The following is a 21,731-nucleotide window of genomic DNA, read 5'->3' as shown; positions in this document are numbered from 1 at the left end:
GCGGTCCCGGCCCCCCCGAAGGCCGGAGCTGGCAAGCTACAGCTCGTCATCGAGCCGGAAGCCCGCCTTGGTAACCTTGGTCGCCGGTCCGGAAATGGCCTGCACACGCACCGCGGTCATGCCCTGGCTGCGGGCATGCTGGATGAAATAGTTGAGCGCGGCAGCGCCTGCGCCACGAATCGCGCCGTCCCGCCTCGGCTCAAGGACGTTCTCGGGCGCGCTGACCAGCATGAGGACTTCGGCTTCGGTGGAACCGGTCAGTGGGATCTGGCCATAGAGCACCGCAACCGGCTGGCGGCGAAAGAACACCGTCACGAAGACGCTATCCGCGTAAGTGCGCGCGTACGCGTGCCGCAGCGCGTCGTCGATCCCCTGAGTCATCGAATAACCTGTCGCGGCGAGGAAGTCCCGGCCGGCATGGGGCAGGTCGGGACGGCAGGGAGACGAATGGACACGCGGCGCCGGCGAATCGGGCAGCTCCGGCCGGAAGCCGTGTGTGGGAATCTGAGTGCCCGGCAGCAGCGCCTGCATGTATCGCAGCTGCCATTCATACATTTCCACACGAAGCGCCATGATGTCACTGGTATCTTCGCGTGTTGCGACACTGATGACGAACGGTTCGTTGAGTAGCTGCGAGGGCGTGCCATGACGCCGCTCCTGTGGCAGCACCACGCGGTAAACATAGTCGTTCAGGTCGTACCGATACCAGCCCAGTGTGTTGGCGCCGGCCTCAGATACGCCGGCCTGGCCGCCTGGCGTGCGGCAGGCGACCGCGCCGAGCGCCTCACGATCGGCGGCCAGCGGTTCGAGATCGATCCGGGCGGCCAATGAATACGCGCGGATGACGTTGGCCATGTGGAACCCGAGCACGGCATCGGCAAGCCGCGTGTCCTCGGTATCGGTCTGCTCGCGGATCGCGGTCACGAACTCGGCTTCCTCCGCATCCGTGCCGGCTTCCCGTTGCACGAGACCGTGGTCGAGTACGCGGCGAATCACCGTGCGAAATCGGGCGATGTCCCACCCTCTGGGAAACAGCACCTGATATAGCGTGACAATGGTGGTCACGCGGCTGGCACAGGCCTCCCAGTTGCCGATGCCCTTTCTTGCACGCGTTGTGGCGAACGAAGGACCCGGCATCGAGAACAGTCGGGCCAGCGGAATTCTGCATACCCGCGCCGCGGCGGACATCGCCAACGGGTTACGGTCGTCGGCGAAGTACTGCGCCAGCACCGCGCGCTCGCCAAGGCTCTTGAGCGGGTCCGCCGTCGCATCCGTGCCGGATCCCACGATTGCGCGCGGACGATCCAGCACGATCGCGCTGCGCTGGCTCATGTTGCGGATCGAGATCACCTCGTCGGACTGTTGCGGCCATGGCAGTGTCGTAATCGGCGTGGCATCGATAAAGCGGCGCTCGGCATCGCTGCGCACCAGCTGAACGTCGACCGAGTCGCCGACGCGGAAGACCATCTTCACTGTGGTGTACCGCACACGCGCATTGCCGGGCAGCAACAGCGAGCCACGATCGCGCCCCCGCACGTGCACCCAGCTCGCGCTGCTGCTGTGGGAGATCGTGAGGCGACCGCCGTACCGGATCATGGCGTAGGCGTCCGGGCCCGTCTCCAGCGGCAGGGAGATCTGCGGCAGACGGTTTGCATCGCGCTTCCAGTCCGCACCGAACATCGCGCGCAGATCATAGGCGTCGGCGGCGGCAATGACGCAGCGTTCCGGGCATAAGCGGGTGCGCACCACCTGTACCGAGCGAATGGCATCGTTGAGGCCGCGCTTCTTCAATGCATGCCAATCGGTGTCCGTGGTGAATGCGGTCATGCTGCCGGTACCGTTTTTGCCGACAAACGTGCGCACACCGAGGCCGGGAGGCACGCGCATCGAGGAGATCATCCGGTCCAGTACCAAGAGGTCGCCCACGACCGGGCCCGGAGCGTGGCATCGCGTGCGGCTCTTGAAGCCGGCATCTTCGTAGAAGCATGCCTCGGGCACCATCATCGCCGACGCGATGGCTGCACGCGGAACGCCCTGAAGCGACAGTGCACTCGCATCGCCCGAGCGTGACACCTTCCAGAGACGACCTGCCATGCCGGGCTGGTCGGAGAGGAACAGCGACCCGCGCCCCGCAATGCGCACGGCCTCCAGCACCGCTCGTCCGGTCTGGCCTGAGGTCTGCAATTCGCTCACGGTGTCCATCGCCATGCAGCGCGGAGGTTGGGGCGTCGATGCCAACGACATGACAACGCAGGCATCGGCATCCGGTGCGCGCTCGGCGAATGTGGGGAGCGGACACGCCAACATCAGTCCGGCGACGGTCAGGACGGCAAACGGTAAGGGAGTGATCATTCAAGGCTCCGACTGCGTCGACGACGACTGGCGAGCGTGGCATCAATCGACAAGGCGATATCCCATGCGATGCTTGATGGCAACCGAAGGCGCGGTGACGGCGTACGCGCGCACGGCGGTCATCCCGCGGCTTGCGGCATGCCGGACGAATGCATCCGATGCCGCGAGCCCCGCACCACGGACGGCCCCCTCGGCATGACGCTCCAGCACACTGCGCGGGGCGCTGACGAGGAAGCGGCTTTCCGCCACGAACTCGCCGTGAGGGGGAATCTTGCCGTACAGCACCGCCACGGGCGATCCCTGAAACGACACCACGACGAAATGCGAGCCGGTCTCGGCCTCGTGTGTCGCCTCCTCGATGCCGTTGGCGATCGAGGCACCGGACATCGCCAGAACGAGGTTCGCCTGCGGTGAAGCTGCGGAGCAAACCTCGGTGGGAGGTACATCGAGGGGTACCGTGGCCGAGAACTCTCGCAGATAGGTATCGCTCCAGTTCTGCATAAGGGCCCGGATCGATACCAGCAGTTCCATGTCCTGTGGTCCCGCATGCACGAACGTAAAGGGCTCGGGCGAATCGTGCAGTGCACCCTGCCGCCACACGCGCGGCGTCACCGTGCGCGATATGTAGGCGGTCAGATCCAGCAGGTACTCGCCGATCATGCCGCGTTGCGTGCGCGCGATGGCCTCGGACGAGCCCGCCAGGGCGGCACAATCCGGTGCATGCTCCTCGCTCGGATGCTCGAGTGCCGCGAGCATGTCCATGTTGCGCGCAAGCGAGTACGCGTGGAGGACGTTGGCCTGATGGAATGCCGCGATGGCATCCTCGTATCGCCGGTCCACGCCGCTGACCCGTTCCCGGACGGCATTCACGAACTGGGTGGCCGGCAGGGTACCCTGCACGCTGTCGGGCATATGCCCGTGATCGAGCGCGTCCCGGACGATATTGCTGAATTGCTCGAGGTTCCATCGGTCCGGAAACATGGTCTGATAGAGCGAGATGATTAGTGTGGTGCGACTGACGCAGGCAGACCAGTTGGGGACGCCGCGCATGGGCCGCGCGTTGAAAATCTGATCCATGGATACACGGCATAGCCGCGACGCGGCGGCTACCGCGAGCGGATTGCCGGCATCGGCGAACGTGCGCACGAGCGTTGCCGGAGGATTGAGGTCAGCGGGCGGTGCGGGTATCTGCGCCACGGGAACGGGGCTTTCGGTGACACCGGCCTGAGCGCAACCGCGCAGGAAGGCATTGCCCACCGCCAGCACGGGTTGGCGATGACAGGTAGCGTCGCGCGTCACGCGGTCCAGTGGATCGACCGTGTTGACCGACAGATCGGCCCGGATCAGCGCGCGCGGCGAGAACACATTGCGGACGGAGATCACCTGATCGAGTCCGGTGGGCCAGGGCAGCGTGTGGATCAGCGTCGCGTCGATATAGCGTCTGTCCGCATCACTGCGAATCAGTTGCACGTCGAAGCCCTGGCCCGGCCGGAATTCCATCGCCACGGTTATATAGCGAGCGGTGTGGTGACTCGATAGCGCGGCGAGATGGTGATGGGGCCAGAACGTCGTGATGACCGCGCCTGTGTGCATCAGCTGGATGTACAGGCCGTTGCCGAACTCGATGATCGCCCTCGCTTCGGCATCGATGCGGAAGGTCATGCCGAGCTGCGGATGGCCATGTGAGAAATTCGTCCACGCATCGCTGAACTGTGCGGGTAGATCGTAGGCGTCCGCTTCTGGGATGGCACAGTCCGTACGGCACCGGATACTGATGCGGGCGATCTGTGCCGAGCGGATGGCATCGTCCATGCCGAGTTTGCGCAGCCCCGTCTGATCGACGCTCCGCCGTAGCGCGGCATCACGCCCTTTCGCGCCGTTCTCGGTATAGATCCGTGCGCCGAGACCCGACGGGACATGGATCGACGAGATCTTTCCATCGAGCCCCACGAATGACGGTTCGATCTCCCCCGGCGCCACGCAGGATTGCTTGCCACGAAGCCGGTCGTCACCATAGAAGCAGGCCACCGGCGCCAGCACGGCGGATGCAATTTTCTCGGGCGTGATCCCTGCGGCAATCAGGGCCGCTTTCTCCATCGACTGGCTGATGCGCCAGAGTCGGCCCGTCAGGCGCGGGCGGTCGGACAGATACAGGACATCACCGGGGTCCAGCGTGAGGCGTTCGAATGGATAGAACGTACTGCGGAACGTGCGCGCATAGTTTTGAAAGTCGATCTCGTCATCGCCGCGCAGGCAAAGCTTCGGCGGCGCGTCGGCCGTCATCGCGAAGAGGCAGGCACGCGCGCTGGTGTCGCTCGAGCCGACAAGGCACAGTAGCGCGAACAGAATGACGGCGCGGCGCCGGTGTGGCACCGCTCGGTGCCTGTGCGGGTTCGGCCGGGGGGCGGTCATTGCCGTCAATCGATCAGACGAAAGCCGACGCGGTGCTTGATCGTGACCGAAGGCTCCGTCACCGCCAGGGCGCGGACCGACGTCATGCTCCGGCTCAACGCGTACTGGATGAAGGCATGCGTGGCCGCCGAGCCCGCGCCCCGCAAAGCCCCGTCGGCATAGCGCTCGAGTACGTTCAGCGGCGCGCTGACGACGAAGCGGCTCTCGGCAATGCGCGAGCCATCCGTCGGCACGACGCCTTGCAGGACGGCTACCGGGTGCCCGCGGAACGACACCACTACGAAGTGGTCCGCCCGTGTTGGGAAGCGCGTTGCTTCGGCAATGCCCATCGCGATGGAGTTTCCCGACATCGCCAGAAGCTGGACGGAGGCGGGGTCCGTAAGCGTACAGGGCGTAGTGGGGGGGGCCGCAAGCGGCTGCCCGCCCACCGCACCGCGCGGTTCGCCGGTCTCAGGTTCGGACGCGACTTGCGCCGAGGCCGCCTCGAATGCCTGCAGATAGGTGTTACCCCAGTCCTGCATCAGATTGCGGATCGCGAGCATCAGGTCCGGCGTGTCCGCCCCCGCCGCCATATAGGTAAAGGATTCGTGCATGTAGTGGAATGTGCCGTCTCGCCAGAGGCGAGGGATAATCGTGCGCGGCACATAGTCGGCGATATCCACCTGATACCAGCCCATCGTGCCGCCGCGCAGGCCGGAGACGGAGTCGGCGAGCGGAATGCCCCGCGTGCAGCCATGCGGTCCGGCCTGCTCGGCCCGTTCGATCGCGAGTTCCATATCCTGCGCCCTGGCGCGCGAGTAGGCGTGGATGACATTGGCCTGGTGGAACGCCGCGATGGCATCATCGAGGCGCCGGTCCACGCCGCCCACCTGCTCCTGCACGGCGAGTACAAACTGCCTGGCCAGTTCGGTGTCCCCAACCCTCGGCGTGATGCCTTGGTGAAGCGCATCCGTCACGATGTCGGTGAAGTCCCCGAGATTCCACCGATCGGCGAAAAGCGTCTGATATAGCGTAACGATCAGGGTGGTACGACTGACGCATGCGGACCAATCCGCGACGACGCGCATGGGACGCCTGCCGTACAGCTGTTCGAGTGTTACGTGGCAGACGCGCGCCGCGGCACCGGCTGCCAACGGATTACCGGCATTGGCAAAGGTCCGGACCAGAACGGTGTCGTATGAGAACGCCGCCGGCGGCTTCGGTATCTGTGCCGGAAATGCGCTGCCACTTCCGTGGCAGCCGGAGAGGAACGCGTGCCCGACGCCAAGCAAGGGGTCGCTGTTGCAAGGCGTGCCGCGCGCCGCGCGGGCGTCAGGCGTCGAAGTTTGCAGGGATAGCAAGGTCTGCACGAGCGCCTGCGTGGGTCTGGCATTGCGAATCGACAGGATCTCGGAGCGCCTGACGGGCCAGGGCAGGGTAACGATGGCGGAAGCGTCGATAAAGCGTCGCTGCTCGTCGCTGCGCACGATCTGAACATCGAACGATCCCGCCGGACGAAACTCGAATGCAATCGTGATATGGCGTACATCTGGCCGTATCGGCAACAGCGCGTGCTGACGATACGGCCAGAACGTCGTGACCATTGCTTCCGATTCCATCAGTTGCAGGTAAAGCATTTCGCCGAACTCGATCACCGCGCGCGAGCTGGCGTCAGCGCGCAGCGTGACAGCGAACTGTGGATGACCACCGGCCAGATTCCACCAGCCATCGCCGAACAGGGTTGGCAGATCATAGGCGTCCGATTCCACGATCGGACATTCCGCATGGCAGCGGATATTGATGCGCGCTACCTGTACCGCCCGAATGCTACTGGCCAGGCCGAGCCGCTGCAGGTCAGGCAGATGCTGATTACGGCGTACGAAGGTACCGCGCCCGCGCCCGCCGGCTTCGGTGTAGACCCGCACGCCGAGCCCGGAGGGGACACGGATCGAGGCCACCCTGCTTTCGAGCTTGCCGAGCGTCGGTTGCACCGCCCCAGGCTGCATGCACATCTTTGCGCCGCCGAAGCGGTGGCCTTCCAGCAGGCAGACGACGGGCGCAAGCCGTGCCGAGGCCGTCGAATAGGGGGCGATCCCCAGCGCGGAGATCTCGGTCAGATCCAACGAGCGGTCGATTCGCCAGATGCGTCCCGCCAGACGAGGCTTGTCCGAGAGGTACAGCACATCCCCACGTGCCATCAGCAGCCGGTCGACCGGATAGAACTTCTGCCCGCGCGCACGGGCGTAACTCTGCAGATCGATCTCGTCGTCGTCGGTCAGGCAAAGACTGCTGGGCAGAAAGGAGGCGTCCGTAAACAGGCAGGTTCTGGCCAGTACGGTACCGGGCACAGCCAGCAAGATGAAGACCGCGACGAAGGCGGACAGGCGCTGCACGGCAATCCTCCTGTGGCATTCGACAGTGCGACATGCACCGTCGTCGTGCAACCACCTTAGAAGCACGCGCGCGCGGCGAGAATGGCCGACCTACGAAATTGGCGGTACGAACGGTGACAGTGCAGTGCGTCGCGGTGGTCCGACACTTGCTGCACAATGCGTAAATCGCAACGTTGCCTACAGGAGAGATTTGACGATGAGCACAACCACCCCCGTCTTCCATATGCTTGCCGGCGCGCCGGATCCCGTGGCGCCGTTCAGCCATGCCGTGGAGGCCAACGGCTTTGTGTTCGTGACCGGCCAGATGCCGTTTATCGGCACCGGCCTCGACTCGGGCTACCCCGAAGGCATCGAGGCGCAGACCCATCAGGTCATGAAGAACCTGACCACGGTGCTCGAAGGCTGCAAGCTCGGTCTCGAGCATGTGGTGCAGGTACGGGTGTACCTGACCGATTTCGAGCGCGACTACGACAGCATGAACACGACCTACGCCGGTTACTGGCCCGTGGGCCGCCGTCCCGCGCGTACGTGCATCGGCGTGACGGGCCTGGCCAAGGGCGCGTTGATCGAGATCGACATGGTCGCGGTGCGCCCGACCGGAGCGTAACCGATCGCCCTATTTGCGCGGCGCGGGTGCGTTTTCAACGAACGCTGATACGCCGCGCAGCTTGCCGACCACTGCGGCGATGTTTGGCCACAGCGACAGCGGCAGGCCGGCACGCTCGGCGTTGACGGCCTGCGGAAACAGGAACAGGTCGCCGACGGAGGGCTGGTCGCCTGCCACGTAGCTGCCGTAGCGGCGCGAGGCCAGCAGCGCATCCACCGCGCTCAGGCCCTCGCGGACCCAGTGGCGATTCCAGTCACCGATTGCGGTCGCATCCAGACCGAGCGAACCTAGCTGTGCGGCCACGCGCGGCGGCACCAGCGCGTGAATCTCGGCGGCGATGGCCAGCGCAACCGTGCGGCTGAACGCGCGCGCTTCCGCGTCGGCGGGCAGTAGCGGCGGCTGTGGAAACCGCTCGTCCAGATACTCGATGATCGACAGCGATTGAGTGATCAGCGTACCGTTCTCGGTCAGCAGCGCTGGCACCAATCCCTGCGGGTTGAGGTCGAGGTAGTCCCGCTGACGGTTTTCGGCGTCCGGACCGAGGATCGATACCGGCAGCAGCTCGGGCGTGATGCCCTTGAGCGCCAGCGCAATGCGCACGCGTGACGCGGCCGAGGAAATTTCGTTGCTGTACAGCTTCATGACATGCTCCGTTCTGAGTTTGTTATGGGTGTCGTGGCTTAACCAAACGTGAAGACGTAGGCCTGCGCGCCCGCGTCGAGGAAGCGGATTTCAAAGGTGTGTTCGCCGACATCGCCCGCCTGCCGCACTAGCTGATACAGCCGCGTTGCCGTGATCGCGCCGTTGCCGGCGGCATCGATATCCGCGCCATGGCTCGCGCCCGGCGCCTTGCCATCGACGGTCACGAGAAAGCGCACGGCCTTGCCATCGGCTGCCGGTCCGAGCACGAGGTGAAGATCGCGCGCGCGGAAGCGCAGCACGATGCCGCCATCGGCGCGGTTCAGCGTGGCCTTGTCCTCGCTCACGGTCCAGTTGCCGTTGAGGCCCCAGTGGTTCAGGCGCGATACGGTGGCCTTGTAGTCGCGCGGGGCATCGGGCAGCAGACGCCCGCCAAAGCCGCTCGCATCGAAGTTGGTCGCCTGCTGGTAGCCCAGATAGGTCTCGCCCGAGGCGAGATTGCGCAGATCTGGCGCGGCCTGCGCGCCCTTGGCGTCCGGCGTGACCATGTCCGTCGGCACGTTGCGGTTGCCAGCCTCCTTGAGCAGGGCCTGGATGACCTGTTCCGAGCGGCCATAGTCGCCCTCGCCGAACTGATGGTGACGGATCTGCCCGTTGGCATCGACGAAGTACGCGGCCGGCCAGTAGTTGTTGTCGAACGCGCGCCAGATCTTGTAGTCGCTATCGACCGCGACCGGGAACTTGATGCGGAAGTCCGACAGCGCGCGGCGGATGTTCTCCGATTTTTTCTCGAACGCGAACTCCGGTGTGTGCACTGCAACGATGTTCAGGTCGGGATACTTCTCGGCCCATGCACGCAGGTACGGCAGCGTGCGAATGCAGTTGATGCACGAGTACGTCCAGAAATAGACCAGCGTGGGTTTGCCGCGCAGTTGCGCAAGCGTCAGCGGCGGTGAGTTCAGCCACTCGGTCGCGCCGTCGAGCGCGGGCATGCGACCCTCGACCGGCAGGCCGCTGCGGAAGTTCGTGCGAGCGTCCGTAACATCGTTGCCGATGCCGTCACGCATATCGTTGGCGGCCAGCAGCATGCCCGGCGCCTCGCCACGGTCGGCGCTGAGGTTGTCCGTGCCACGGCCGCTCGCATGCAGTGCATTGACCAGCGCCTGTTCGAGCCGGCTCGTATTGTCGCCGCCCAGGCGCGCCAGCAGGCCAGTGTCCGCGCCGAAGCCGATGGCCAGCACACCGGCCAGCACGCCCACGCCAAGCCCGCGGCGCAGGCCTTCGGCGGCGCCGAGGGATTGGCGCATCGCGGCGAACACGCGCCCCCCGATGCCCTGCGCGATCGCCAGCGAGGTAGCCGCACCAGCGGCGTAAGCCACCAGCAGCAGCGTGGTCTGCACGCTGGCCCCGCGCAGCGCGGCACCCGTCAGCACGAGGCCGAGGATCGGACCCGCGCACGGGGCCCACAACATGCCGGTGGCAATCCCCAGCAGCAGCGAGCTGACCACCGCGCGCGTGGCCGAAGCCGGTGCGACCGCCGCGTGACGCGCGGCCAGCCGGTTACCGAATGCCACCAGCGGCGCGGTGAGCGTGTCCGCGAGCTTCGGCAGCAACAGCGACAGGCCGAACACGCCGAGCAGCACGAGCGCGACGATGCGTCCATACTCGTTGAGGTGCACCACCCATCCGCCGGCGACGGAGGCGAGCGAGGCCACGGCGGCGAACGTCAGCGCCATGCCGGCAAGCATGGGCAGCGTGCTGGTGGCGAACGGCCGTCCGGCCCGGGCAAACACGAAGGGCAGCACGGGCAGGATGCACGGGCTCAGGATCGTCAGCGCGCCGCCAACGAAGGCAAGTATCAGCAAAGTCATGGTCGGGCCTCATCAGGCTGGGTATGCCGGTATGAGACCGCGCGCGGTTGTCCGCGATGTGTCGCGGGCGGGCGGGAACGTATGGCACTGTGCTGGAAGTGGCTCCAGATACATAGCGATACACAACAATGGGAATACAAACGAATACAATGCTGCACATGCAGGCGGGGCGTTCGCGTGAGCGTCCCTTGATTGATTCCGCAAGGCAGAACCTATGGATGCGCATATCGACCACATCCTGATCGTCGACGACGATCGGGAGATCCGGGAACTGGTCTCGACGTACCTCACCAAGAATGGACTGCGCGTGACGGTGGCGCCCGACGGCCGGCATATGCGCGCGTTCCTGGATACCAATTCGGTCGATCTGATCGTGCTCGACGTGATGCTGCCCGGCGACGACGGGCTGGTGCTTTGCCGCGAGCTGCGCGCCGGCAAGCACAAGACCACGCCGATCCTGATGCTGACCGCGCGCGATGACGAGACCGACCGCATCATCGGCCTCGAGATGGGCGCTGACGACTATCTGGCCAAGCCGTTTGCCGCACGCGAGCTGCTGGCGCGCATCAAGGCGGTGCTGCGTCGCACCCGCATGTTGCCGCCGAACCTGCAGATCACCGAGGCGGGGCAGTTGCTTGCGTTTGGGGTCTGGCATCTCGATACCACCGCACGCCACCTGATCGACAACGAAGGCACGATCGTGGCGCTGAGCGGCGGCGAGTACCGGCTGCTGCGCGTATTCGTCGATCATCCGCAGCGCGTGCTCAACCGCGATCAGCTGCTCAATCTGACGCAGGGCCGCGAGGCCGAGTTGTTCGAACGCTCGGTGGACTTGCTGGTCAGCCGGCTGCGCCAGCGCCTGAACGACGACGCACGCGAGCCCATGTATATCAAGACCGTCCGTAACGAGGGCTACGTATTCGCGGTGCCCGTCGAGATCAAAGAATCACGGCAGTAGGCCGGTCCATGAGCATGCGTCCATGAGCACGCCAATGAGTACCTCGACGAATGCACCCGCCAACGCGTCCACAAGCACGTCCACCAGCGCGTCCACCAACGCGTCGCAAGAGAAGGTGGGGCTGTTGCAGCGTCTGCGGCCCTGGCCACGCTCGCTGGGTTCGCGGCTGTTCGTGATCCTGCTGGCCGGGCTCATCGTTGCGCACTGCATGTCGTTCGCGGTGCTGTTTTCCGAACGCTACATATCGGCGCGTCAGGTCATGCTCGGCACGCTCGAGACCGACGTCGCCACATCGCTGGCGATTCTCGATCGTTTGCCCGCGGCCGAACGGCCGCAATGGCTGCCGCTCGTGAATCGTGGCAACTATCGCTACATCCTGGGTCCCGGCATGCCGGGCGTGCCCGCGCAGGACCAGCGCAGCGCGGATATCGCGGCGCGCATCACCGAAGCCAGCGGCGGCCGCTTTCCGGTCAAGGTGGAATCGATTCCCAATGAGGGCAAGCGCCTGCAGGCCCATCTGACGCTGAGCGATGGCAGTCCGTTGACGATCGATGTGCATCCGCGCATGACGCCGGTCGCGCAATGGCTGCCTTATGTGCTGGTGGTGCAGTTGCTGTTGCTGATCCTGTGCTGCTGGTACGCGGTGCGCCAGTCGATTCGCCCACTCGTCGCGCTGGCCGATGCGGCCGATGCGCTCGACCCCAACGCCAAGGGGCCACCGCTCAGCGAGAGCGGCCCCACCGAGGTCGCGCATGCGGCCACGGCGTTCAATGCGATGCGGCACCGTATCGCGCGCTTCGTCGAAGAGCGCGTGCAGATTCTGGCCGCGATCTCGCACGACCTGCAAACGCCGATCACGCGCATGAAACTGCGCGCGGAAATGGCCGAGGACTCGGTCGAGAAGACCAAGCTCGTGCATGACCTGGACGAGATCGAGCGGCTGGTGCAGGAAGGCCTCGCCTATGCGCGCACCACGCAGGGCGACGGCGAGAAGCCGCAGCGCATCGACGTCGGCGCGTTTATCGAAAGTCTGACCTACGATTACACGGACACCGGCAAGGATGTGACGATCCTCGCCAACGTGAGCGGCGCGGTGGTCACGCGGCCTCATGCATTGCGGCGCGTGATGACGAACCTGATCGACAACGCGATCAAGTTCGGCGGCGCCGCGGAGCTGCTGGTCGCGCGCGACGGCGGCGGGGTGGTGACGATTCAGGTGATGGATCGTGGTCCCGGCATTCCGGAGGACAAGCTCGAGGCAGTCATGCAGCCGTTTGTGCGCCTCGAGAACTCGCGCAGCCGCGAGACCGGCGGCTCAGGCCTCGGTCTTGCCATCGCTCATCAGCTGGCGCTCGCGATCGGTGGCTCGCTGCGGCTGCGCAATCGCCAGGGCGGTGGCCTGACCGCCGAGGTTCGACTGAACTGAGCCGACTTGCCTGAGGCGGCTCGCCCGAGCCTCGATGTATCGCATCTGTTTCACCGTGCGGTGAATTTGAAAAGTTTCTTGTCGCGCGAACGCACAGATACACAGTGATACATGGGCCCCTCTGGCCCACCACATAATCCGGTTACCGCGCTTCATTGCGCAAGATCGCCGCGTAGTGCGGAGCCGTGTTATGACCTTGTCCGACCATATCCTGATCGTCGACGATGATCGCGAAATTCGCGAACTCGTGGGCACCTACCTCGAGGGCCAGGGCATGCGCGTATCGCTGGCCGCCAATGGCCAGCAAATGCGCGCGGCGCTGGATAAGGGCTCGGTGGACCTCGTCGTGCTCGATCTGATGCTGCCCGGCGAAGACGGCCTGGCGCTGTGCCGGGACCTGCGTGCCGGCGAAAAGCGGCATACCCCGATCCTGATGCTGACCGCCCGCAACGAAGAGACCGATCGCATTCTCGGCCTCGAGATGGGCGCCGACGACTATCTGGTCAAACCGTTCGCCGCGCGCGAGCTGCTCGCGCGTATTCGCTCGGTGCTGCGCCGCACGCGCATGCTGCCGCCAAACCTGCAGGTGACGGAGGCGGCCACCGTGCTGTCCTTCGGCAACTGGCGGCTCGATACCACCGCGCGGCATCTCGTCGACGAGCGCGACGTGATCGTCTCGCTGAGCGGCGCCGAATATCGGCTGCTGCGCACGTTTCTCGATCATCCGCAACGCGTGCTCAATCGCGACCAATTGCTCAACCTGACACAAGGCCGCGACGCCGAGCTGTTCGAGCGCTCCATCGACCTGATGGTCAGTCGCCTGCGCCAGCGCCTGCGCGACGACGCGCGCGAGCCGCGCTTCATCAAGACCGTGCGCAACGAAGGGTATGTGTTCTCGTCCGCGGTCGGGATTCGGGAGGCCCGGGCATGAGCCTGACTGCCTGCGCGAGGAAGCTCTGGCCACGCACGCTGTTCGCGCGCCTGATGGTCATTCTCGTGGTCGGCCTCACGCTGGCGCAGGGCCTGTCGTTCGGGCTCGTGCTGATCGAGCGCATGCAGGCGGCCAACAAGATCATGCTTGGCAATCTCGAGCTCGACGTGGCGGGCTCGGTGGCGATTCTTGATCGTCTGCCCGCGTCGGAACGCCCGATGTGGGTCGAGCGGCTCAAGCGTGGCAGCTACAGTTACCTGCTCGATGCCGGTACGCCCGGCGCGGCGCTGGAGACACCGACGTCGAAGCGCGCTGCCGCGGCGATCGTCGGCGCGCTGGAAGGGCGCTACAAGACCACTGTCAACGCAGTGCCCGGCACGGACGAACCGTTTCAGGTGCACCTAACACTCGCCGACGGCAGTCCGCTGACTGTCGACGTCAGGCCGAGCGGCATCGCGCTGTCCACATGGCTGCCGGTGCTGTTCTGCGTGCAGTTGGCGATGATCGGCGCGTGCGCATGGCTGGCCGTGCGGCTGGTCACGCGGCCACTCAAGCAACTGGCTTTGGCGGCGGAGAACCTCGGGCCGGACCTCAAGGGCGATCGCATTCCCGAGCAGGGTCCGGATGAGGTGGTGCATGCGGCCACCGCGTTCAATGCGATGCAGGAACGCATTGCGGGCTATCTGTCCGAACGCATCCAGATTCTGGCGGCCATCTCGCACGATCTGCAGACGCCGATCACGCGCATGCGACTGAGGCTGGACCTGATGGAAAACTGCGAGACGCGCGGCAAGCTGCATGGCGACCTGCGCGCGATGGAGCATCTGGTGCGTGAAGGCGTGACGTATGCGCGCACGCTACACGGTGGGGCGGAGACGCCCGTGCGCATCGACCCCGATGCGCTGCTGGACAGTATTGCCTGCGACTATCGCGACGGCGGGCAGGAGATTGCGATCGACGGGCATCTCGACGCGCCCATCGTCACGCGTCCGCAGGCCTTGCGGCGCATTCTGACCAACCTGATCGACAACGCCTTCAAGTTTGGCGGCGAGGTGACTGTGGCGGTCGATCGCATGCAGGACGGCAAGCTCTCGATTGCCGTGCGCGACCGCGGACCCGGCATCCCGGATGGGGAGCTCGAACGCGTGTTGCAACCGTTCTACCGGCTGGAGGCATCGCGCAATCGCGGCACCGGCGGCACGGGGCTGGGTCTCGCCATCGCGCAGCAGCTCGCCCATGCGCTGGGTGGCAAGCTCGCGCTCGCCAATCGCATGGAGGGTGGGCTCGAGGCCCGCCTGACATTGCCCACATGACATTGCCTGCCTGAGCGCAGGGTCACGCGCAGCAGTATCCCCGTCTCCTTTTCTCTCCCTTGAACCGCGGCAGTGCGCCCGTACCGGTGGCGTACTGCGCGGTTCTTTTTTTCCTCTTTCTTCGGGAGAGCGGCCAGGGGTGAGGGTTGGTTTGTACGCGCATGTATCACGCCGATCCGCTGATACGTCGCCTCACACAAAACCCATCCCGACGATACGGGCGTGATACGTCGGTGTCCTTAAATGGCTTCCATGGCGACGACGGACGGAATTACCCGACCGAGACCGCCGAACCAATCGACCAGATATCAAGGACACACATCATGAACGCCAATTTCGCCAAGCAGGTTCTTCTCGCCGTCGCGCTCGCCGCTACCGCTGTCGCCGCTCAAGCCAGCGTCAGCAGCCCGCGCGATCCGTACACCGACGGTGCCCGCTCGGTCACGGAACAGCGCAACCCGTACTCCGACGGTGCCCGCTCCGTGAACGAGCCGCGTAGCCCGTACTCGGACGGCGCGCGCGCTGTGGAATCCTCGTTTGCCCCTTATCTGGACGGCGCCCGCACCCTGGCCGGCCAGGATCGTACCGGCGTTTCCGCGCCTCCCGCGCGCAGCGCCGATCCTTACCTCGACGGCGCCTACGCCTGATTCGCCCCCAACTACCGATTCTTCATCGAACATAACAAGGAGCACATCATGACCCGCATCGACAAAGTCCTGTACACCGCCAAGGTCCACACCACGTCTGGCGGTCGCGATGGCGAAGCCCAGAGCGACGATGGCCGTCTGAACATCCAGCTGTCGTCGCCGGGCACCACCGGCGCCGGCACCAACCCCGAGCAACTGTTCGCGGCGGGCTGGTCGGCGTGCTTTATCGGCGCCATCGGTCTGGCGGCGGCCAGGCAGAAGCTCAAGCTGCCTGCGGATCTGAGCGTGGATACGGAAGTGGATCTGGGCAAGAACGGTGACGCCTATCTGCTGCAAGCCCGTCTGAACGTGCATATCCCGGGCGTCGAACGCGAGGTGGCTCAGCAACTCGTGGACACCGCGCACCAGACCTGCCCGTACTCCAAGGCCACGGCCGGCAATATCCACGTCGAGATCAACGTGGTGTGAGTTGAGCCGGAACGACGATGTGCCGAAGCCCCCGCGTTCCCAACGATCGGAACCGGGGGCTTCGGCACATTCAGGCACCGCGCTCGGGTTTGCCGGAGATGCCTGCGCCGGCTTCCGGCGACAGGCTCGCGAACATCGGCAGCGAAGCCAGCACCACCACCGCAATGGCGAGGAATGCGCAGGCGAAGTCGAAACGGTTGGCGTGCGTGCGGCCGCCCCACAGCATCGTGAGTTGCAGAGACCCCGCCGAGATGGCAACGCCGACCGCCTTCATCATCTGCTGCGCGGTGCCCTGAAACGACGTGGCCGCGGAGAGCCGCGGCTGCGGCACGTCTGCAAACGCGAGCGCGCCCATCGAGGCGAAGCTCAGCGAACGCGACAATCCGCCGATCAGCAGCAACACGAAGATTGCCGCCGCCGGCCATGCCGGGGAGAGCGTCGTGCACACCAGCAGCACCGCACCGAACGAGACGCTGCCGGCCATCAAAACGGTCCGCATCGACAGCCGCCTGAGCGCGAAGCGTGTCATCGGCCGCATGCAGAACGAGCCCAGCGCGCTGGCGAGCGAGATCAGCCCGCTGACCGAGGCACTCAGGCCAAAGGCAATCTGCAGCGTCAGCGGCACCAGGAAAGGTAGCGCGCCGGCCCCCGCCCGGAACAGACTGCCGGCCACCGTGGCTGCGTGAAAAGTCGGAATGGCCAGCAGCGAGAAATCGATGGCCGGGTCGTCGCGGCGCTGGCAGTGGCGCACGGTCAGCCAGAACAGCAGCAGTCCCAGCACGATCGCCGCCGGTGGCAGCGCGGCGGGAAGCAGGCCGCGTCCGATCGTTTCAACGCCGAGCATCAGTGTGGTCAGCGAGGCACCGATCAGTGTCATGCCGATGAGATCCGGCGCGGGCGGGTGCTCGGGCGCCGAGGGCGGAATCAGCCAGGCGGTGAGCCCGAGGCCGACGATGCCGACGGGCACGTTGATCCAGAACACCGCGCGCCACGACAGCACATCGGTCAGGAAGCCACCGACCGGCGGGCCCAGCACGGGGCCGAGCAGCGCGGGCATCGTCAGCCAGGTCGTGGCCGTCAGCAGTTCCTCTCGCTTGACGCCACGGAACAGGATCAGACGGCCCACCGGCACCATCATCGCGCCGCCCACACCTTGCAGGATGCGTGCGGCGATCAGTGTCGGCAGGCCGTCCGCCAGCGCGCACAGGACCGAGGCGATGGTAAACGTGGCGATGGCCGCCATGAACACGCGCCGCGCGCCAAAGCGGTCCGCGATCCAGCCGCTGACTGGAATGAATGCGGTCAGCGCGATCAGATAGGACGTGATGGCACTGCTGAGGTGAACGGCGCTGACGTGCAGATCGCGCGCCATGCTCGGTAACGCGGTGGCAACCACGGTGCTGTCGAGGTTCTGCATGAACAGCGCGCTGGCGACGACGGCGGCGGTGACGCGAAAGTTGGTGGCGGCGGACATCGCGAAATTATATCGGCCGTCATTGCACATTCGCGGCGCATGGGTTCCAATGGCCGCTCACCAGATGGAATTCCCCCGCCGCGCATGTCAGCCGACTCTTCAACATCCAGCCCCGCCTCCCGCCAGCCGATCCGCGCACTCACGCCACTCGAGGGCCGCGTGGTGGCGGTGTTGCTGGAGAAGCAGTTCACGGTTCCCGATACCTATCCGCTCACGCTCAACGCGCTGACCGCCGGCTGTAACCAGAAGACCGCGCGGGCGCCAGTGATGAGCGTCAGTGAAGATCAGGTGCTGACCGCGATCGATGGCCTCAAGTCGCTGAGTCTGGTATTCGAAGGCAGCAGCAGCCGCGTGCCGCGCTTCGAGCAGAACCTGGGTCGCGTGATCGGCGTGCCGAGCCAGTCGGCGGCGTTGCTCGCCACCATGCTGTTGCGCGGTCCGCAGACCGCCGCCGAGCTGCGCCTCAATTCGGCGCGGTTGCACGCGTTTGCCGATATCTCGTCGGTGGAAGCGTTTCTGGACGAGCTGGCCGATCACCAGCCGCCATTCGTGGTCCGCCTGTCCCGTGCCCCGGGCGAGCGCGAAAGCCGATGGATGCACCTGCTGTGCGGCGAGGTCGCCATGACCGAGGCGTCCGCCGGAGCAACCGTCGCCTCCGGCGATATCTCGGTGCCCCCCTCTGAGTTCGAGGCCCTGCGCATCAGCCATCAGGAACTGGCGAACAAGGTGGCACGGCTACAGGCGCTGGTCGAGGAGATGGCTGGACAGCTTGGCATCGTCATGCCGCCGGAAGGCGAATAACCTTCGAGGAAAAGGCCGATGTATCCTAATCGGCATATTTTTTAGGCCTCCCTAAAGCTTACCCGCCCCCGCACCGTTAACCCTCGCGCCTGCTCATTCCCCAAACAGGCGCCGATTTCCCTCCCTTTTCCTCCTAATGGCCGCCCCGCCGGGATTTGATAATCCATGGTGACGAAGGGCCGTCCGCGCGCTTCGTAGTTGGGACGTAATGGAGCGTCAATGAGCGAGGAAAGCGATCTCGAGAAAACCGAACCCGCCACAGCCCGGCGCCTGGAAAAGGCGCGAGAAGAGGGCCAGGTGGTGCGTTCGCGCGAGCTCGGCACGTTCATGATGCTGATGACCGGCGTGTTCACGCTGTGGCTGTTCGGCGGCACGCTGGGGCGTCAGCTCAATATGGCGATGCATACCGGGCTGTCATTCGAGCCGGCCACCGCGTTCGATACCAACCGCATGCTGTCGCAGTTCGCCATGCTGATCTGGGACTGCCTGCTGGTATTCCTGCCGATCCTGCTGATCTTCGGTGCGGCGGCTCTGATCGGGCCGCTGGCGCTGGGCGGCTGGCTGTTCTCGACCAAGTCGCTGGCCCCCGATTTCTCGCGTCTGTCGCCGTTCAAGGGCATCGGGCGGATGTTCTCGTCGCAGTCGCTGGTGGAGCTCACCAAGGCCATCGCCAAATCGCTGCTGGTCGGTGGCGTGGCGTCGTGGATGTTGTGGCGCCGCCTGCCCGAAGCCATCGCGCTGATGAGCGCCCCGGTCAACGAAGCGCTGCTGCACATGGCCGAACTCGTGCTCTACGTGTGTGGCGTCACGGCCGGCTCGCTGCTGCTGGTGGTGGCCATCGACGTGCCCTGGCAACTGTGGACCTTCTACAAGAAGCTCCGCATGACCAAGGAAGAGATCAAGCAGGAAATGAAGGAAAGTGATGGCGACCCGCATATCAAGGCGCGGATCCGCCAGCAGCAACGCGCGATTGCGCGCCGCCGCATGATGGCCGAAGTGCCCAAGGCGGACGTGGTCGTGACCAACCCGACGCACTTTGCCGTGGCGCTCAAATATGAAGAGGGCCGCATGAGCGCCCCTCGTGTAGTGGCGAAGGGCGCAGACGAAGTGGCCGCTCGCATTCGCGAACTGGCCAGCGAACATCGCGTGCCGATCCTGTCCGCGCCACCGCTCGCGCGCGCGCTGCATCGTCACGTCGATATCGGCCAGGAAATCCCCTCGGGGCTGTACACCGCCGTGGCCGAGGTCCTGGCCTGGGTCTTTCAACTCAAACAGTGGCACTACTCCAACGGCCCCCAACCGGGCGGTCCGACGGAGTTGTTTGTGCCCGATGAACTTGCCGTACCGGACGCCCGCGCATGAACGCACTGACCAATTTCTTCAACATGCCTGGCCTCCGTGCGGGCGCGCAGATGAAGGCCCTGGCCGGACCGCTGCTGATCGTCATGATCCTCGGCATGATGATCCTGCCGCTGCCGGCCGTCGTGCTCGATCTGCTGTTCACCTTCAACATCGCGCTGTCGATCATGGTGTTGCTGGTGGGCATGTACACGCAGAAGGCGCTCGACTTCGCCGCGTTCCCGGCCGTGCTGCTGTTCACCACGCTGCTGCGCCTGTCGCTGAACGTGGCCTCCACGCGCGTGGTGCTGCTCGAGGGCCATACCGGCCCCGACGCGGCGGGCAAGGTGATCGAGGCGTTCGGCCACTTCCTGGTTGGCGGTAACTTCGCGGTAGGTATCGTGGTGTTCGCGATCCTCGTGGTGATCAACTTTATGGTGATTACCAAGGGTGCGGGGCGTATCGCCGAAGTGGGCGCGCGCTTCATGCTCGATGCGATGCCCGGCAAGCAGATGGCGATCGACGCGGACTTGAACGCGGGCCTGATCAACGAGGAAGGCGCCAAGAAGCGCCGCGCCGAAGTGGCGCAGGAATCGGACTTCTACGGCGCGATGGACGGTGCCAGCAAGTTCGTGCGCGGCGATGCCGTGGCCGGCCTGCTGATCATGTTCATCAACATCGCCGCGGGCATGGTGGTGGGCATGGTGCAGCACGACCTGGACTTCTCCACGGCCGTGCGCAACTACACGCTGCTGACGATCGGTGATGGCCTGGTCGCGCAAATCCCGGCGCTGATCATCTCTACCGCGGCCGGTGTGATCGTGTCGCGTGTGTCGAACGAGCAGGACGTGGGCCAGCAGCTCACGGGCCAGCTGTTCTCGAATCCGCGCGTGATGTTCCTGACCGCCGGCATCATCGGCCTGATGGGCATTATCCCGGGCATGCCGCATTTCGCCTTCCTGCTGCTGGCCGGTTCGCTCGCCTGGTTCGGCCGTTACACGCTGCGCCGCGATGCAGCCGCCGCGCGCAACGAGAAGAAGAGCAATGAACGCGCGCCGACCGTGGCGCCGGAAACTACGGAAGCCACGTGGGATGACGTGACCTTGGTGGACCCGCTTGGCATGGAAGTCGGTTACCGCCTCATTACCCTCGTCGATCGCGGACAGAACGGCGAACTGCTCGGCCGCATCAAGAGTATCCGCAAGAAGATCGCGCAGGACATTGGCTTCCTCGTGCCGGTGGTGCACATCCGCGACAACCTCGAGCTCAAGCCCAACGCGTACCGCATCACGCTCAAGGGCGTGGAGATTGGCCAGGGCGAAGCCACGCCGGGCCAGTGGATGGCGATCAATCCGGGCCAGGTCACCGGCACGCTGCCCGGCGCCGCCACGCGCGACCCCGCATTCGGCCTGCCGGCCGTGTGGATCGACGCCGGCCTCAAGGAACAGGCGCAGGCCTACGGCTACACCGTGGTCGACGCCAGCACGGTGGTGGCCACGCACCTGAATCACCTTATCCAGATGCATGCCTCCGAACTGCTCGGCCGTCAGGAAGTGCAGGCGCTGCTGGACCGCATCGCCAAGGACTCGCCGAAGCTCACCGAGGATCTGGTACCGAAGACGATCACGCTGACGGGCCTGCAGAAGGTGCTGCAGAACCTGCTCGACGAAGGTGTGCCGATTCGCGACATGCGCACCATTCTCGACGTGATTGCCGAGCATGCGCCCAAGATCAGCGAGCCGACCGAACTGACCGCGCTCGTGCGCATGGCGCTGGGCCGCGCGATCACGCAGCAACTGTTCCCGAACAACGCGGACCTGCAGGTGATCAGCCTCGACGCGGGTCTCGAACGCGTGCTGACGCAGGCGCTGTCGAACGGTGGCGGCATCGAGCCGGGCCTCGCGGATGCCCTGCTGCAGCAGGCGTCCGGCGCCGTCGCGCGCCAGGAACAGCTTGGACTCGACCCCGTGCTGCTGGTCCCGTCGCCGTTGCGTCCGCTGATGGCGCGTTTCCTGCGCCGCACGCTGCCGCAACTGAAGGTGCTGTCGCATGCTGAAGTACCGGACAACCGCAATATCCGCATCACCGCAATGATCGGCGGCGCTGCCTGAGGAACCTACGA

At 65.4% G+C, this 21,731-nt stretch carries 16 protein-coding genes; 10 read left to right on the top strand and 6 right to left on the bottom strand.

What is annotated here, in order from left to right:
• Positions 1–36: 36 nt before the first annotated feature.
• The 3 genes from LDO41_RS24180 to LDO41_RS24170 are packed head-to-tail and all read right to left on the bottom strand — an operon-like array spanning position 37 to position 7,136.
• Entirely contained in the window at positions 37–2,352 is a 2,316-nt protein-coding gene (locus LDO41_RS24180; protein ID WP_223992930.1) for a hypothetical protein, read from the bottom strand.
• Between the two features lie 42 nt (positions 2,353–2,394).
• Positions 2,395–4,764 carry a hypothetical protein gene (locus LDO41_RS24175; RefSeq protein ID WP_223992928.1) on the bottom strand — a complete coding sequence of 790 codons (2,370 nt, stop codon included), beginning with the start codon at positions 4,762–4,764 and terminating at the stop codon, positions 2,395–2,397.
• Positions 4,765–4,769: 5 nt separating this feature from the next.
• Positions 4,770–7,136, bottom strand: a complete 2,367-nt coding sequence (locus tag LDO41_RS24170; RefSeq protein WP_223992927.1) for a hypothetical protein — start codon at positions 7,134–7,136, stop codon at positions 4,770–4,772.
• 196 nt (positions 7,137–7,332) lie between these two features.
• On the opposite strand from LDO41_RS24170, the gene LDO41_RS24165 reads away from it, so the two are divergent.
• Positions 7,333–7,743, top strand: a complete 411-nt coding sequence (locus LDO41_RS24165) for a RidA family protein (protein WP_223992926.1) — start codon at positions 7,333–7,335, stop codon at positions 7,741–7,743.
• Between the two features lie 9 nt (positions 7,744–7,752).
• Here LDO41_RS24165 and maiA read toward each other — a convergent pair whose 3' ends face one another.
• The gene (gene maiA, locus LDO41_RS24160; RefSeq protein ID WP_223992925.1) at positions 7,753–8,385 is read right to left on the bottom strand and encodes a maleylacetoacetate isomerase; all 633 of its coding nucleotides are present in this window, start codon (positions 8,383–8,385) and stop codon (positions 7,753–7,755) included.
• Between the two features lie 38 nt (positions 8,386–8,423).
• Positions 8,424–10,253 carry a redoxin domain-containing protein gene (locus tag LDO41_RS24155; RefSeq protein WP_223992924.1) on the bottom strand — a complete coding sequence of 610 codons (1,830 nt, stop codon included), beginning with the start codon at positions 10,251–10,253 and terminating at the stop codon, positions 8,424–8,426.
• Between the two features lie 214 nt (positions 10,254–10,467).
• Between LDO41_RS24155 and LDO41_RS24150 the strand changes: the two genes are divergently transcribed.
• The 6 genes from LDO41_RS24150 to LDO41_RS24125 all read left to right on the top strand — a co-directional run bounded on the left by LDO41_RS24150 (position 10,468) and on the right by LDO41_RS24125 (position 15,996).
• Positions 10,468–11,211 carry a response regulator gene (locus tag LDO41_RS24150; protein WP_223992918.1) on the top strand — a complete coding sequence of 248 codons (744 nt, stop codon included), beginning with the start codon at positions 10,468–10,470 and terminating at the stop codon, positions 11,209–11,211.
• Positions 11,212–11,245: 34 nt separating this feature from the next.
• A complete protein-coding gene (locus LDO41_RS24145) occupies positions 11,246–12,637 on the top strand; it encodes a sensor histidine kinase (protein ID WP_223992916.1) in 1,392 nt (463 codons plus the stop codon).
• Positions 12,638–12,827: 190 nt separating this feature from the next.
• The gene (locus LDO41_RS24140) at positions 12,828–13,568 is read left to right on the top strand and encodes a response regulator (protein WP_223992914.1); all 741 of its coding nucleotides are present in this window, start codon (positions 12,828–12,830) and stop codon (positions 13,566–13,568) included.
• Positions 13,565–14,881, top strand: a complete 1,317-nt coding sequence (locus tag LDO41_RS24135) for an ATP-binding protein (protein ID WP_223992912.1) — start codon at positions 13,565–13,567, stop codon at positions 14,879–14,881. The genes LDO41_RS24140 and LDO41_RS24135 overlap by 4 nt, the downstream gene beginning before the upstream one ends.
• 323 nt (positions 14,882–15,204) lie before the next feature.
• A complete protein-coding gene (locus LDO41_RS24130; RefSeq protein WP_223992911.1) occupies positions 15,205–15,528 on the top strand; it encodes a hydroxyquinol 1,2-dioxygenase in 324 nt (107 codons plus the stop codon).
• A 48-nt stretch (positions 15,529–15,576) separates the two neighbouring features.
• Positions 15,577–15,996: an organic hydroperoxide resistance protein gene (locus tag LDO41_RS24125; RefSeq protein ID WP_223992909.1), complete on the top strand. Its 420-nt coding sequence runs from the start codon at positions 15,577–15,579 to the stop codon at positions 15,994–15,996.
• A 70-nt stretch (positions 15,997–16,066) separates the two neighbouring features.
• Here LDO41_RS24125 and LDO41_RS24120 read toward each other — a convergent pair whose 3' ends face one another.
• Entirely contained in the window at positions 16,067–17,470 is a 1,404-nt protein-coding gene (locus LDO41_RS24120) for an MFS transporter (RefSeq protein WP_223992907.1), read from the bottom strand.
• 84 nt (positions 17,471–17,554) lie between these two features.
• Here LDO41_RS24120 and LDO41_RS24115 point away from each other — a divergent pair, with 84 nt between their 5' ends.
• From LDO41_RS24115 to flhA, 3 genes are all read left to right on the top strand, one after another.
• Positions 17,555–18,271, top strand: coding sequence for a YceH family protein (locus LDO41_RS24115; protein WP_223992905.1), 717 nt, complete (start codon positions 17,555–17,557; stop codon positions 18,269–18,271).
• Positions 18,272–18,490: 219 nt separating this feature from the next.
• Positions 18,491–19,633 carry a flagellar biosynthesis protein FlhB gene (gene flhB / locus LDO41_RS24110; protein ID WP_223992903.1) on the top strand — a complete coding sequence of 381 codons (1,143 nt, stop codon included), beginning with the start codon at positions 18,491–18,493 and terminating at the stop codon, positions 19,631–19,633.
• Positions 19,630–21,720, top strand: a complete 2,091-nt coding sequence (gene flhA, locus LDO41_RS24105; RefSeq protein WP_223992899.1) for a flagellar biosynthesis protein FlhA — start codon at positions 19,630–19,632, stop codon at positions 21,718–21,720. The genes flhB and flhA overlap by 4 nt, the downstream gene beginning before the upstream one ends.
• The last annotated feature ends 11 nt before the right edge of the window (positions 21,721–21,731 follow it).

It is taken from the genome of Cupriavidus pampae (genome assembly GCF_914271485.1).
Lineage (GTDB): Bacteria > Pseudomonadota > Gammaproteobacteria > Burkholderiales > Burkholderiaceae > Cupriavidus > Cupriavidus pampae.
Note: the sequence above shows the minus strand (reverse complement) of the source record. Positions and strands in the feature narration are given on the sequence as shown.